9 protein-coding genes are annotated in these 12703 nt (G+C 61.3%); 3 read left to right on the top strand and 6 right to left on the bottom strand.

Annotated elements, in window-relative coordinates:
* The first annotated feature begins 121 nt into the window (after nucleotides 1–121).
* Complete coding sequence (gene codA, locus ACW9HW_RS25150) at nucleotides 122–1357, top strand: cytosine deaminase (RefSeq protein WP_095192847.1); 1236 nt, start codon at nucleotides 122–124, stop codon at nucleotides 1355–1357.
* Between the two features lie 110 nt (nucleotides 1358–1467).
* On the opposite strand, the gene ACW9HW_RS25145 is transcribed toward codA, so the two are convergent.
* Nucleotides 1468–2460 (bottom strand): diaminopimelate epimerase, encoded by a 993-nt coding sequence (locus ACW9HW_RS25145; protein WP_095192893.1) that lies wholly within the window; start codon nucleotides 2458–2460, stop codon nucleotides 1468–1470.
* A 169-nt stretch (nucleotides 2461–2629) separates the two neighbouring features.
* Between ACW9HW_RS25145 and ACW9HW_RS25140 the strand changes: the two genes are divergently transcribed.
* Complete coding sequence (locus tag ACW9HW_RS25140) at nucleotides 2630–3781, top strand: MFS transporter (protein WP_095192848.1); 1152 nt, start codon at nucleotides 2630–2632, stop codon at nucleotides 3779–3781.
* Nucleotides 3782–3893: 112 nt separating this feature from the next.
* Here ACW9HW_RS25140 and ACW9HW_RS25135 read toward each other — a convergent pair whose 3' ends face one another.
* From ACW9HW_RS25135 to ACW9HW_RS25125, 3 genes are all read right to left on the bottom strand, one after another.
* Nucleotides 3894–6320: a TonB-dependent siderophore receptor gene (locus tag ACW9HW_RS25135; RefSeq protein WP_457402042.1), complete on the bottom strand. Its 2427-nt coding sequence runs from the start codon at nucleotides 6318–6320 to the stop codon at nucleotides 3894–3896.
* Nucleotides 6321–6418: 98 nt separating this feature from the next.
* A complete protein-coding gene (locus tag ACW9HW_RS25130) occupies nucleotides 6419–7402 on the bottom strand; it encodes a FecR family protein (RefSeq protein WP_457402041.1) in 984 nt (327 codons plus the stop codon).
* Nucleotides 7403–7442: 40 nt separating this feature from the next.
* Entirely contained in the window at nucleotides 7443–7943 is a 501-nt protein-coding gene (locus tag ACW9HW_RS25125; RefSeq protein ID WP_095192851.1) for a sigma-70 family RNA polymerase sigma factor, read from the bottom strand.
* Nucleotides 7944–8190: 247 nt separating this feature from the next.
* On the opposite strand from ACW9HW_RS25125, the gene tynA reads away from it, so the two are divergent.
* Entirely contained in the window at nucleotides 8191–10479 is a 2289-nt protein-coding gene (tynA, locus tag ACW9HW_RS25120) for a primary-amine oxidase (RefSeq protein ID WP_095192852.1), read from the top strand.
* 159 nt (nucleotides 10480–10638) lie between these two features.
* On the opposite strand, the gene feaR is transcribed toward tynA, so the two are convergent.
* The gene (gene feaR, locus ACW9HW_RS25115; protein ID WP_095192853.1) at nucleotides 10639–11553 is read right to left on the bottom strand and encodes a transcriptional regulator FeaR; all 915 of its coding nucleotides are present in this window, start codon (nucleotides 11551–11553) and stop codon (nucleotides 10639–10641) included.
* Between the two features lie 85 nt (nucleotides 11554–11638).
* The gene (paaX, locus tag ACW9HW_RS25110; protein WP_095192854.1) at nucleotides 11639–12562 is read right to left on the bottom strand and encodes a phenylacetic acid degradation operon negative regulatory protein PaaX; all 924 of its coding nucleotides are present in this window, start codon (nucleotides 12560–12562) and stop codon (nucleotides 11639–11641) included.
* Between the last annotated feature and the right edge of the window lie 141 nt (nucleotides 12563–12703).

Here is a 12703-nt window from a genome sequence, read left to right as displayed (position 1 = left end):
ACTGCAATACCGCCTTCGCGAGCAGGCTCGCTCCCACATTTGAACTGCCTACTGGCGAGGATTGCCACTGCCGAGCTAACTTAGAGGTATTGATTACCCGATTTCTAAAAGGACCCTCCCGATGCACATCATCAACGCCCGGCTGCGCAACCAGGAAGGCCTGCATGAGTTGTACCTGGAAAACGGTCTGATCAGCAGCATTGCCCGGCAGACCGAAGCCCCGACCCTGGGACCTGAGGACCTGGACGCCGGTGGCAACCTGGTGGTGCCGCCCTTTGTCGAACCGCATATCCACCTCGACGCGACGCTGACCGCCGGCGAGCCGCGCTGGAACATGAGCGGCACGCTGTTCGAAGGCATCGAATGCTGGGGCGAGCGCAAGGTGACTATCACCCTGGAAGACACCAAGACCCGGGCGAAGAAAACCATCCAGACCCTCGCCGCCCATGGCATCCAACACGTGCGTACCCACGTCGACGTCACCGATCCGCAGTTGACTGCCCTCAAGGCAATGCTTGAAGTGCGCGAAGAAAGCCGTCACCTGATCGATATGCAAATCGTCGCCTTTCCCCAGGAAGGCATCGAGTCTTACCGCAACGGTCGGGATTTGATGGAGGAAGCGATCCACATGGGCGCCGACGTGGTCGGTGGCATTCCGCATTTCGAGTACACCCGCGATCAAGGCGTCAGCTCGGTGAAGTTCCTGATGGACCTGGCCGAGCGCACCGGTTGCCTTGTCGATGTGCATTGCGATGAAACCGACGACCCGCACTCACGCTTTCTCGAAGTCCTGGCCGAAGAAGCCCGCAGCCGCGACATGGGCTCGCGGGTCACCGCCAGCCACACCACGGCCATGGGCTCCTACGACAACGCCTACTGTGCCAAGCTGTTCCGCCTGCTCGGGCATTCGGGGATCAGTTTTGTCTCCTGCCCCACCGAGAGCATTCACCTGCAAGGGCGCTTCGACAATTTTCCGAAACGCCGGGGCGTGACCCGGGTCAACGAGTTGCTCGAAGCCGGCATGAACGTGTGTTTCGGCCAGGACTCGATCGTCGACCCGTGGTATCCGCTGGGTAATGGCAACATTTTGCGGGTACTCGAAGCGGGCCTGCATATCTGTCACATGCTGGGTTATCGCAATCTGCAAAGCGCGCTGGACCTGGTTACCGACAACAGCGCCAAGGCCCTGGCGCTGGGTAATCGCTACGGACTGGAACCGGGGCGGCCAGCGAACCTGCTGATCCTGTCGGCGGAAAGCGATTACGAGGTGATCCGCAGTCAGGGGTTGCCGCTGTATTCGGTGCGCGGCGGCAAGGTGTTGATGAAGCGGACGATGCCGGTGGTGGAATGGGCCTGATTATTCTTTGGCCGGGCGGGCCTCTTCGCGAGCAGGCTCGCTCCCACATGGGTTATGTGTTGTTCACAAAACCTGTGGGAGCGAGCCTGCTCGCGAAGGCGATCTAACAATCACCCCACCAAGCGCGCCGTACCAAACAGACTGACCCGCCTCAATTCCCCCTGCTCTTGCTCCAGCAAAATCGGCGCCGTGCCCCCGGGCATCACCACCTTCACTTCCCCGTCGCTCACCCAGCCCACCCTCCACGCCGCACACGCCACCGCCGTGGCGCTGGTGCCCGAAGACGCCGTCGGCCCCTCACCCCGCTCGAACACCCGCGCAATCACCCGCTGCCCGGACTCATGCATCGCCCATTGCAGGTTGATCCCCGCCGGACACGGCTTCCCCGCGCCCACCGGCATGGCATAAGCGATACGCGTCAGCCCTTCGGACAATGGCGACTCACGCATCTGCTCATTGCTCGGCAAGGCATCCGCGTTATCCACCAGCGTCACGCAATGCGGATTGCCAACCCGCGCGAACTGACTGCGCGACCATGCCGCGTTGAGTGACGCCAACGGCTGCACATGACTGAGTTCGCGTGCGTTGAACGCCACGCCCTCAACATCATGCGCACTGACCGCTTGCGGCCCGAACGAAGGCTGGCCCAGGTCCAGCCAGAACCCGTTCACGCCTTCGACCTGCGCCGCTTTCACCGACGTTTCCCCCGGTGAACGCACATCGGCCTTGTCGTGATGAACCCTGAGCACACACGCCTGGTCGCTGGGCAAAAGCCCCTGATCGCTGAGCGCCTGGGAAAAAATCGTCAAGCCGTTGCCGCTGCGCTCGGCCAGCGTACCGTCAGTGTTCACGATCAACAGATCAAAGGGTGGCGACGACTGGAACGGCCCGACCAGCAAACCATCGCTACGATGCTCCTTGCTGCCGGGCGGTTGCGTGCCGGGCGCCCAGGCACAGCAGGCTTCGATGGCTGCGAGCGCCCATGTTTCGCGGACTTGCGCAGCATCGCTGGCTTGATCGGGCAAGGCGATACCGTTGCGGCGCAAGTCTTGCGGCGCCACCACCATGTAGATATTGCCTCGTGCATCGTACATCTGCGCCATGGCGCCCTCCCTGCTGGAATGATCGGTCAGGCCCAACATATCGCGAAACACGGTCCGGCTGTGCAAGGATGTCAGCCTGTCGGAGCGCGAAACCATGCGGACGCTGATCGAACCCACCCCGTTCGATCACTGTCCCTAAGGGACGCGACGTTTTTTGCCAAGGATTGATATGACCAACCTCAACACCCAGACCTCATTCGTTCCGGGACGCCTGGAACAGATGTCCACGCGCATCGCCTTTTTCATCGCAGGTTTCGGCATCGCCGCATGGGCGCCGCTGGTGCCGTACGCCAAGGCCCGGGCCGGACTGGATGAAGGCACCCTGGGTCTGTTGCTGCTGTGCCTGGGGGTAGGATCGATTCTGGCGATGCCCATGGCCGGCCTTCTGGCCACGCGCTTCGGTTGCCGCCGGGTACTGAGCGGCGGCACCTTGATGATTTGTGCGGCACTGCCGTTGCTGGCGACGGTATCGTCGGTACCTGCACTGATCGCGGCCTTGTTCCTGTTCGGTGCGGGCCTGGGCACGGTGGACTCGACGGTTAACCTGCAAGCGGTCATCGTCGAGCGGGCCAGCGGCAAGACCATGATGTCCGGGTTCCATGGCTTGTTCAGCCTGGGCGGGATCGTCGGCGCGGCGGGCGTCAGCGCGCTGCTCGGCCTCGGGCTTTCGCCGCTGGGCGCGACGCTGGTGGTGATCGTCCTGCTGCTGGTCGCACTGCTCAAGGCCGCGCCGCACCTGTTGCCCTATGGCAGCGAAAGTTCGGGGCCGGCATTTGCCGTCCCCCACGGCATCGTGCTGTTCATTGGCGGGATGTGCTTCATCGTATTCCTCGCCGAAGGCGCGGCCCTCGACTGGAGCGCGGTGTTCCTGGCGCAGGAACGCGGGATCGACACGGCCTATGCCGGATTGGGTTACGCAGCGTTCGCGCTGACCATGACGGTGGGTCGCTTGACCGGTGATTCGATCGTGCGGCGCCTGGGTGCGACCCGGGTGATTGTCTTCGGTGGGGTGACGGCTGCGCTCGGTCTGTTTCTGGCGACATTCGCTCCGAGCTGGGAAGCGGCGCTGGTGGGCTACGCCTTGCTGGGCGCCGGCTGCTCGAACATCGTGCCGGTGCTGTACACCGCTGTGGGCAAGCAGACGGTCATGCCGGAAAGCATCGCCGTGCCGGCCATTACCACCCTGGGTTACGCGGGGATCCTTGCCGGACCTGCGGTGATCGGCTTCATCGCCCATGGCAGCAGCTTGAGTTTTGCCTTTGGCTTGATGGCGGTGTTGCTGCTGGCGGTGGCGATTGGCGGGAGAGTGTTGAAGGTCTGAAAAGCATCGCTGGCAAGCCAGCTCCCACAGGATTTATGTCATTCACTGCATGTGAGCACGACACAAAACCCTGTGGGAGCTGGCTTGCCAGCGATGAAGGCGCCTCGGTCGATCAGAACCCGACGCTGGCCTGCACGAAGAATGTGCGCGGTGTGCCGACGTACATGCCCGCGTTGTTGTCGCTGGAGCGGGTGAAGTACTGTTTGTCGAAGATGTTTTTCACCCCAGCGCCGACTTTCAGGTTCGACACCGACGGACCGAAGTCATAGCCACCACGCACGTTCCAGGTGACATAACCTGGAATGTCGCCGTACTGACCATCCGCGGTGCCTTCGGTGATGTAGTTGTTGGTGAAACTGCCATCGGCGTTCACCGCAACACCCGGTGAGCGCTGCTTGGACTGGGCAAAGGCATCGAGGTTGTAGGTCCAGCGGTCGATGTTGTAACGCAGGCCGGCGGTGGCCACCTGACGCGAATAGAACGGCAGGTCGCGGCCCTTGAAGTCCGGAATCTCACCTTCGTACACCGCACGGGTGTAGGTGTAACCGGCGTTGGCGGTCAGGCCTTCGAGGCGTGGGTCCAGTGCCGCCAAGTCATAGTGCACCGATGCCTCGATGCCACGGTGCGTGGTCGCGCCGAGGTTGGTCCAGCCCGCGTCGTTGCTGATGTACTGCAGCTCTTTATCGAAGTCGATGTAGAACAGCGTTACTTCACCGCCCCACACACCATCGTTGTAGCGCGTGCCGATCTCGTAGGTCTTGGCCTTTTCCGGCTCCAGGCCGTTGGCCGTTTCGTCACCCGAGCCACCTTGACCGAGCTGGAAATATTGCAGGGAGCCGAACGAGGTTTCGTAGTTGGCGAACAGCTTCCAGGCATCGGACATGTGGTACATGACGCTCAGGGCCGGCAGCGGTTCGTTGCTCTCGATGCTGCGGCGCTTTTCCTGCACGGGCTTGCCGGCGGTGTCGAGCACCGGGCGGTCATGCCATTCGGTCTGGATATGTTCGAAACGTACACCCGGGGTGATGGTCCAGTTGCCGACATCGATTTTGTTGTCGACATACACCGCGTGGGCTTCAGTGCCACCGGTACGGTCCTGATAGACGTGCCCATCGGAACCCGGACGTACTACCGGTTCGTTGGCGCTGTTCAGCCCCAGACGGCTGGCTTCCTCGTGCATGCCTTCCTTCAGGTAGCGATAACCGACGCTGACTTCCTGGGTGGTCGGGCCGACGTCGAACACATGGGACACCCGCGGTTCGATACCGTAGGTGTAGTAGGTGCGCGGGAACGAGCCGAGGGTCTTCTGGTCGCGGGCGGCGATGTTGCTGCCACGGAAGCTGTCGGAGTAGTAGGTCAGCACTTCGGCCTGGGTACGGTCGTCGATCTGCCGGATCCACTTGAACGACACATCCTTGCGGCGGCCGCTGAAGTTGTCGTTGTTACGGTCGGACTGGAACGGATCGGCGTCGTATTGCGCCTGGGTCAGGCCACCGGGCATGTCGGCGCTGGCGTCGTAGTAGTGAAAATTGAGGCTGAAATCGTCGACGTCAGTGGGCGCCCAGTGGGTCTTGAGGATCACGTCGTCGATGTCGTTGCCGTTGTTGCGTTCACGGTAGCCGTCGCCATTCACGCCGGAGTACAACAGCGCCACACCCATGCCGTTGTCGGCGGTGCCGCCCATGAATGCGGTGTCGATGTGTTTCCAGCCACCGTGCTGGGAGGTTTCCAGGGTGGTGCCGATTTCAGCGGAGGCTTTTTCCGGAATCGCACGGGTCACGAAGTTGATCACGCCGCCCACGTTCTGTGGCCCGTAGCGCACGGAACCGGCACCGCGTACCACGTCGATGCTGTCGAGGTTACCGGAGGAAATCGGCGCCATGGACAGTTGAGGCTGGCCGTAGGGCGCGAACGCCGCAGGCACGCCGTCGATCAGCACGGTGGAGCGTGGCGACAGACGCGAGGTCAGGCCACGCACGCCGACGTTGAGGGAAATGTCACTGCCGCCGGTGCCGTTGGCCTCCTGCACTTGCACACCCGGTACGCGCTTCAACACGTCGCCGACGTTCATCGCGCCCTGCTCGATCATGGCTTCACGGCGGATCACGGTACGCGCACCAGGGTGGTTCTGCACCACGGCGGCATCGGCGTCGCCGAGCCAGTCGCCGACCACCTTGATGTCGGTCGCGCCCAGTTCCAGCGGGCCATTGGACGCCTGGCTCGGTGCCGGCATCAGGGTCACTGAACCTTCATCGATCGAATATTGCAGGCCGCTGCCTTGCAGCAACTGGCGCAGCGCCTCTTCCGGCGAGAGATTGCCGTCCACCGCAGGTGCTTGCTTGCCGGCCACCAGGTCAGGGCTGAAGAAAACCTGCAACGAGGTTTGCTGACCCAGCTGAGTCAAGGCCTGCCCCAAGGGTTGCGCCTGGATATGGATGGCGTCGGCGGCGAATGCCTGGGGCATCGCACCGTTGACCGCCAGCGCGAGCGCCAGCGGCAACCAAGGGAAGGTTTTGTTTTTAGCGGTGGATTTATTCACGTCGAACGTATTCCTGTGGATCGCAAGAGTGTGCGTTTGTTAATGCAAACCAGTTGCAGTTGAACAGGAAGACGATGAACTCGAAAAAAACCTGAATGTTATTTTGAAATTATTTCCTGACTGCCGTCATCGAGGGTGCGCACGGCCACCGGAAGGATGCTCGGCAAGGCCTTGAGCAGCGCATCGGTGTTGTCGGACTTGAACACGCTGGTCAGGCGCAGATTGCCCACCGTCGCGTTGCCGACCTTGAGCGGCTTTTCCCGATAACGCGAGACCTGTTCGGCGACATCGGCCAGGCTGGCGTTGTTGAACACCAGTTTGCCGTTGCGCCAGGCCGTCAGTTCCGCCGGGTTGACCGCATAGGCGACCGCGACCTTGCCCTGGCCATCGACATGGGTGCCCAGGCCCGCAGTGAGGCTGATGAAATCGTGCTCGGCCGCCGAGCGACCTTGCACCTTGACCGTGCCCTGCTCCACCACCACCCGGGTATCGGTCGCGCCCCGGCGCACATCGAAGCGGGTGCCGGTGACCGTGACCTTGCCGTTTCCGGCTTCGACGACAAACGGCCGGCGGCTGTCATGCTGGACGCTGAACATCGCCTCGCCTTCGGTCAGCTCGATGGCGCGCCGTTTTTTTTCAAAACGTACCTGAATCCGGCTGCGGCTGTCGAGGTCGACCACCGAACCATCCGGCAACGCCACCTGGCGGCGTTCGCCCAGGGCCGTGGAAAACTCCGCTGTGTAAGGCGACGGCTGATTCAAGCCGCTGAACAGCCCCAACCCGAGCGCCACCGCCAGCACACTGGCGGCCACCGCGTAGCGCACCATCGGCCGACGTTTGCTGCGGGCCGGCGCCTCTTCGCACAACGCTCGCAGACGCGCCGCCGGCACCCGATCGGCGGCCTTCCACAGGCCCTGGAGCAATTCGAATTCGTTTCGGTGTTGGGGGTGTTCGTCCAGCCATGTTTCGAAGCGACGATACACTTCGACATCGACGGCAGGTTCCTGCAAACGCACAAACCACTGCGCCGCTTCATCGCGAACCGTTGTTTGCCCGCACGCACAATCACGAGTATCCATCATGGAAGTTCCTGTTTGGCTGGGGATGAGAAAGCGCGGCCACTCATGGGTAGAGTCCTTCAAGGCGGTCGCGCAAATGCCGCAGCGTGCGGATCATATACTTTTCCACCATGTTCTTGGACAGTCCCAGGCGCTCGGCGATTTCGGCCTGGGTCAGGCCTTCGATTTTCTGCCAGACAAACACCTTGCGGCAGTTGACCGGAAGCTCGGTGAGCGCCCGTTCGATGGAATCGGCCAATTGGATCGCATGCATGTAATGCTCCGGGTCGCCGGATGACGACACACTTTCATCGATCGCCTCTGACTCCATGGCGCCCCGCCGATCCTCACGCCGATAACCATCCACCGCAATATTGCGCGCGGTCTGATGCAGATACGCCCTGGGTTGCTGCACCGCCGCCGAATCGGACTCAAGCACGCGTACAAAGGTATCGTGGGCCAGGTCCTCGGCCTGCTGACGATTTCTCAGGCGACGGGTCCAGGTGCCAACCAACTCTTCGTAATGCTCGAAAAAGCCATGTCTGCGGGGCAGCTTGGGGGTCATTGCGGCATGCTGTGTAAACGGGGCGTGAATAGTAATGCTTCCTATTAACCAGAAGCAATGACTGCCGGCGCCACCGGTCGACCCGGGCAGCAAGGCGCTTTGTCCGCTTGCCAAGCCTCCGTCAGTCGGGAAAGCTGATTGCGGCACAAATCCAAAGGAATCTGGCAGCAATTCCAATGCAGCCATTCACCACCTGTAGCAAAGTGCTGGCATGCCTGACACCGGATTTTTCCGAAGGAACCCAGATATGTTCACCTCCCTTGCATTGCGCAACAGAAAACCGCTGGCCCGGCTTGCGCTGGCCATTACCCTGGGCACCCTCGGCCTGCCTTATTGGGCGGGCGATGCCCTGGCCCACGGCGGTCACGCCGAAATGGTACCGCTGCAAGCGGGCCTCGAGGAGTTTGGCGCCACGGTCAAATGGGACGACTACGCCGACCTGTTCACCATCGCCAAGGACGGGGTCTACCTCAAGGTCAAGCCGAACAGCAAAGTGGCGATGCTCAATGGCAAACGCATCGAGCTGACGGTGCCGGTGGTGTTCAAGGACAAGACGGCATTCATGTCCAAGGACTTCATCAACCAGGTGTTCCAGTCCGGCCTGGACACGACCTTTGTCGTGGAAACCCGCCCCAACCCGCTCAACCCGTTGAGCGCGGCCGAAATCACCGCGGCGGTGGACATCGTCAAGAAGTCCGAGCATTACAAGCCCGGTTTCCGCTTCACCGAAGTCTCGATCAAGGCGCCGCCAAAAGACCAGGTGTGGAACTTCGTCTACACCGGGCAAAACGTCACCCAGCCACGCCAGGCCAATATCGTGGTGCTGGACGGCAAGCATGTGATCGAAGCGCTGGTGGATCTGGACAGCAAGGAGCTCAAGTCCTGGAAACCGATTGAAGGTGCCCACGGCATGGTCCTGCTGGACGACTTCGCCACCGTGCAAACCGCTGTCGAGACCAGCCCGGAATACGCACAAGCCCTGGCCAAGCGCGGCATCAACGATGTGAAGAAAGTGGTGGCCACGCCCTTGACCGTCGGCTACTTCGACGGCAAGGACGGCCTGGCGCAGGACAAGCGCCTGCTGAAAATCGTCAGCTACCTCAATGTCGATGACGGCAACTATTGGGCGCACCCGATCGAAGGCCTGGTGGCGATTGTCGATCTGGAACAGAAAAAGCTGATCAAGATCGAAGACGAAGCGCTGATTCCGGTGCCGATGAAACCGACACCCTATGACGGTCGCGGCCGCAAGGGCGTGGCGGTCAAGCCCCTGGAAATCATCGAGCCCGAGGGCAAGAACTACACCATCACCGGCAACAGCATTCACTGGCAGAACTGGGACTTCCACGTTCGCCTCGATTCGCGGGTCGGTCCGATCCTGTCCACCGTCACCTACGACGACAAGGGCAAGAAACGCAAAATCATGTACGAAGGCTCCCTGGGCGGCATGATCGTGCCTTACGGCGATCCGGACGTGGGCTGGTACTTCAAGGCCTACCTGGATTCCGGCGACTACGGCATGGGCACCCTGACTTCGCCGATCGCCCGTGGCAAAGACGCCCCGGAAAACGCCGTGCTGCTGGACGCCACCATCGCCGACTACACCGGCGCGCCGACCTCGATCCCCCGCGCCATGGCGGTGTTCGAGCGCTATGCCGGCCCGGAATACAAACACCAGGAGATGGGCCAGCCCAACCTCAGCACCGAGCGTCGTGAACTGGTGGTGCGCTGGATCAGCACCGTCGGCAACTATGACTACATTTTCGACTGGGTCTTCCAGCAGAACGGCACCATCGGCATCGACGCCGGCGCCACCGGGATCGAAGCGGTCAAGGGCGTGAAATCCAGGACCATGCACGAAGAAACCGCCAAGGAAGACACGCGCTACGGCACCCTGCTTGACCACAACATCGTCGGCACCACCCACCAGCACATCTACAACTTCCGCCTCGACATGGACGTGGACGGCGAAAGCAATTCGCTGGTGGAAGTGAACCCGGTGGTGTTGCCCAACGACCGTGGCGGCCCGCGCACCAGCACCATGCAGACCGAAACCAAAGTGGTCAGCACCGAACAACAGGCCGCGCAGAAATTCGACCCGTCGACGGTGCGCCTGCTGACCAACTTCAGCAAGGAAAACAAGGTCGGCAACCCGGTTTCCTATCAGTTGATTCCCTATGCCGGCGGCACGCACCCGGTGGCCAAGGGCGCCAACTTCGGCAAGGACGAATGGCTCTACCACCGCCTGAGCTTCATGGACAAGCAGCTGTGGGTGACGCAGTACAACCCGGAAGAGAAGTACCCGGAAGGCAAATACCCGAACCGCTCGGACAAGGACTCGGGCCTGGGGCAGTTTACCCAGGATAACCACTCCATCGAAAACACCGACGATGTGGTCTGGCTCACCACCGGCACCACCCACGTCGCTCGGGCCGAAGAGTGGCCGATCATGCCGACCGAGTGGGTGCATGTGCTGTTGAAACCGTGGAATTTCTTTGATGAAACGCCGACGTTGAACCTCAATTCCCCGAAATAACCATGCAAGCTTTGCTCAAGGCTCAGAGGCTGCACACAAAAAACTGTGGGAGCGAGCCTGCTCGCGAAGGCGGTGTATCAGATGGCAATGATGTCGACTGACACTCCGCTTTCGCGAGCAGGCTCGCTCCCACAGGAATATTGAGTCTGCAGAAAGATCTCAAGCGTGTTGTTTGCGGTACTCCCCCGGCGCAATGCCGAAGCGCGACTTGAACGCGGTCGAGAAGTAGCTCGAATCGGAAAACCCCCACGAGTACCCCAGCACCGACAGCTTCTGTTCCTTGCCCGATTGGCGCAAGGATTCGGCGCACAGGTCCAGGCGGCGGTTCTTGATGTAACGCGCCACCACCAGGCCTTTTTTGGCAAACATCCGGTACAGGCCACGGGTCGACATGCCGACTTCCCGCGCCAGCCATTCCGGGCACAGTTCTTCGGAGCGGATGTGCTGGTCGATGAAGCTCAGGGTCTTGCGGAAGGTGCGCTCGTGCAGGTCCGTGCAATCGTCTGTCTGGCTGATCGCCGGACGCAGCAGGCTGACAATCGCCTCCAGGGTCGCTTCGCTTTCCTGGCGGCTCAGGTCCGGCTGGCGCGTGGCGTCGAGGATCAGACGGTGCGAGAGCATGGCGATGGGCGATGTCGCGGCGATCCGGTGCCCGCACTTGACCCGGTTGAAGCGCAGGGTTTGCTCCACCAATTGATAGGGCAGGATCAGCGACAATTGCCGGGAGTTTTCGCTGTAGGTGAAATCACTGGGCCGCGCGGCATCGATCAGGGTGATGTCACCGGCCGACAACAGCACCTTGTCGTCGCCCTGGGCCATGCCGGCCGTGCCCTCGAGCTGGAACACCGCGAAGTACTTGCCGCCCTCGCCCGCCGCGACTTCCTGCGGCGTGCGGTACAACCGAGCCTGGCAGGCATCGACGAAGCTGAGCTTGAGCGCATCGCTGCGGTATTCGCGGATTTTTCCGGAAAATCCACCACCCAAGGGTTTGGCGTTGAAGGCGCCACAGATCTGGTTGATCTGATGGATCCACTGATCGAACCCATCCTGGCGCTGTGCGTTTGTAGAAATCATGGCAGGCCTCACGCAGGCTTATTTTTATTGTCTACGTCAATCCAAATGCTCTCCTGAACAGTGACTCTCCCTAAACGACGACGAGTTACTTCAACCCGCCAAAACGTCGATAAAAACTTTCGCCCACGTCCGGCAACGGGCCGTCGGCGGTTTCCAGCGCACTGTTCAGCCATTCCTCGGCCTTGGCGTAGATCAACCGGTAAATATTGCGGCACAACTGGCGGGCGGCTCGACCTTCCCAATCACCGGGCAACAATTCATCCGGCAATTGCGGGTCGCGCAACAGCAGTTTGCGGTATTCGTGAATCAGCAGGATCCGTGCCAGGAAGCAATCGGACGGCTGCAGGTTTTCCTGCTCGCGAAGCGCTTGCCAGAGCGGTCGGAACAGTTGGATGAACTCGCTGTAATGGGTCGCCAGTTCCTCGATGTTCCAGCTCTCGCGCACTTGCAGGCGCAGGGCCTTGGAGGCCAGCACGTCCTGGGCGGTGGTTTCGAAAACGATGGTTTCTTCAAGGGCGCCGAGGTCGAGCAGGGTCGCGTTGACATCGGTGCGGTCGCTGCGCGGGCAAGCCAGCACCGCCGGCGAAATCGCACCAAAACCTTGCCACTCCAGCTCTTCGCGCACTTGCTTGCGCTTGTCCTGGGTCAACTGCGAGAGCATCACCAGGCACCAGGAACCATCCCAGGCCGGCATGCTGGTGCTGTAGACCCGCTTGAATGCCTTGTCGAAACGCCGGCGACCGGTGCCGGTGAGGCTGTAGTAACTGCGCCGACCGACTTTCTCGGCGGTCAGCCAGCCTTCCTTGGTCAGGCGGAAAATCGAGGTGCGGATCAGCCGCTCGTTGATGCCGATCGGTTCGAGCAGTTGAATCAGGCTGCCGAGCCAGACCGTCCCGCCATGGGGCTCGATGGCATCACCGTATAGCGTGATGATCAGGGAGCTGGCGCGAATCGGCGTCTGCTCCTGGAAACGTGTGATCAGATGGTTCAGGGGTGTCAGGGACGACATGGGCGTACCGGGTAAAAAAAAGAAAAGGAATATACCGAAAGCCAACTGATTAAGCGCAGTCCCCTTGTGGGAGCGGGGATGGCCGCGAAAGAGGGGGGTCAGTCCGCATCACCGTTTAATGTCAGACCACACTCACCATCA

The sequence above is a fragment of the Pseudomonas sp. SDO5532_S415 genome, from assembly GCF_054071155.1.
Note: the sequence above shows the minus strand (reverse complement) of the source record. Positions and strands in the feature narration are given on the sequence as shown.

What these genes read in the sequence shown, in the direction of transcription:
- codA (WP_095192847.1), top strand. Translation starts at nt 122, where the DNA reads ATGCACATCATCAACGCCCGGCTGCGCAACCAGGAAGGCCTGCATGAG.
- ACW9HW_RS25145 (WP_095192893.1), bottom strand. Translation starts at nt 2,460, where the DNA reads ATGGCGCAGATGTACGATGCACGAGGCAATATCTACATGGTGGTGGCG.
- ACW9HW_RS25140 (WP_095192848.1), top strand. Translation starts at nt 2,630, where the DNA reads ATGACCAACCTCAACACCCAGACCTCATTCGTTCCGGGACGCCTGGAA.
- ACW9HW_RS25130 (WP_457402041.1), bottom strand. Translation starts at nt 7,402, where the DNA reads ATGATGGATACTCGTGATTGTGCGTGCGGGCAAACAACGGTTCGCGAT.
- ACW9HW_RS25125 (WP_095192851.1), bottom strand. Translation starts at nt 7,943, where the DNA reads ATGACCCCCAAGCTGCCCCGCAGACATGGCTTTTTCGAGCATTACGAA.
- tynA (WP_095192852.1), top strand. Translation starts at nt 8,191, where the DNA reads ATGTTCACCTCCCTTGCATTGCGCAACAGAAAACCGCTGGCCCGGCTT.
- feaR (WP_095192853.1), bottom strand. Translation starts at nt 11,553, where the DNA reads ATGATTTCTACAAACGCACAGCGCCAGGATGGGTTCGATCAGTGGATC.
- paaX (WP_095192854.1), bottom strand. Translation starts at nt 12,562, where the DNA reads ATGTCGTCCCTGACACCCCTGAACCATCTGATCACACGTTTCCAGGAG.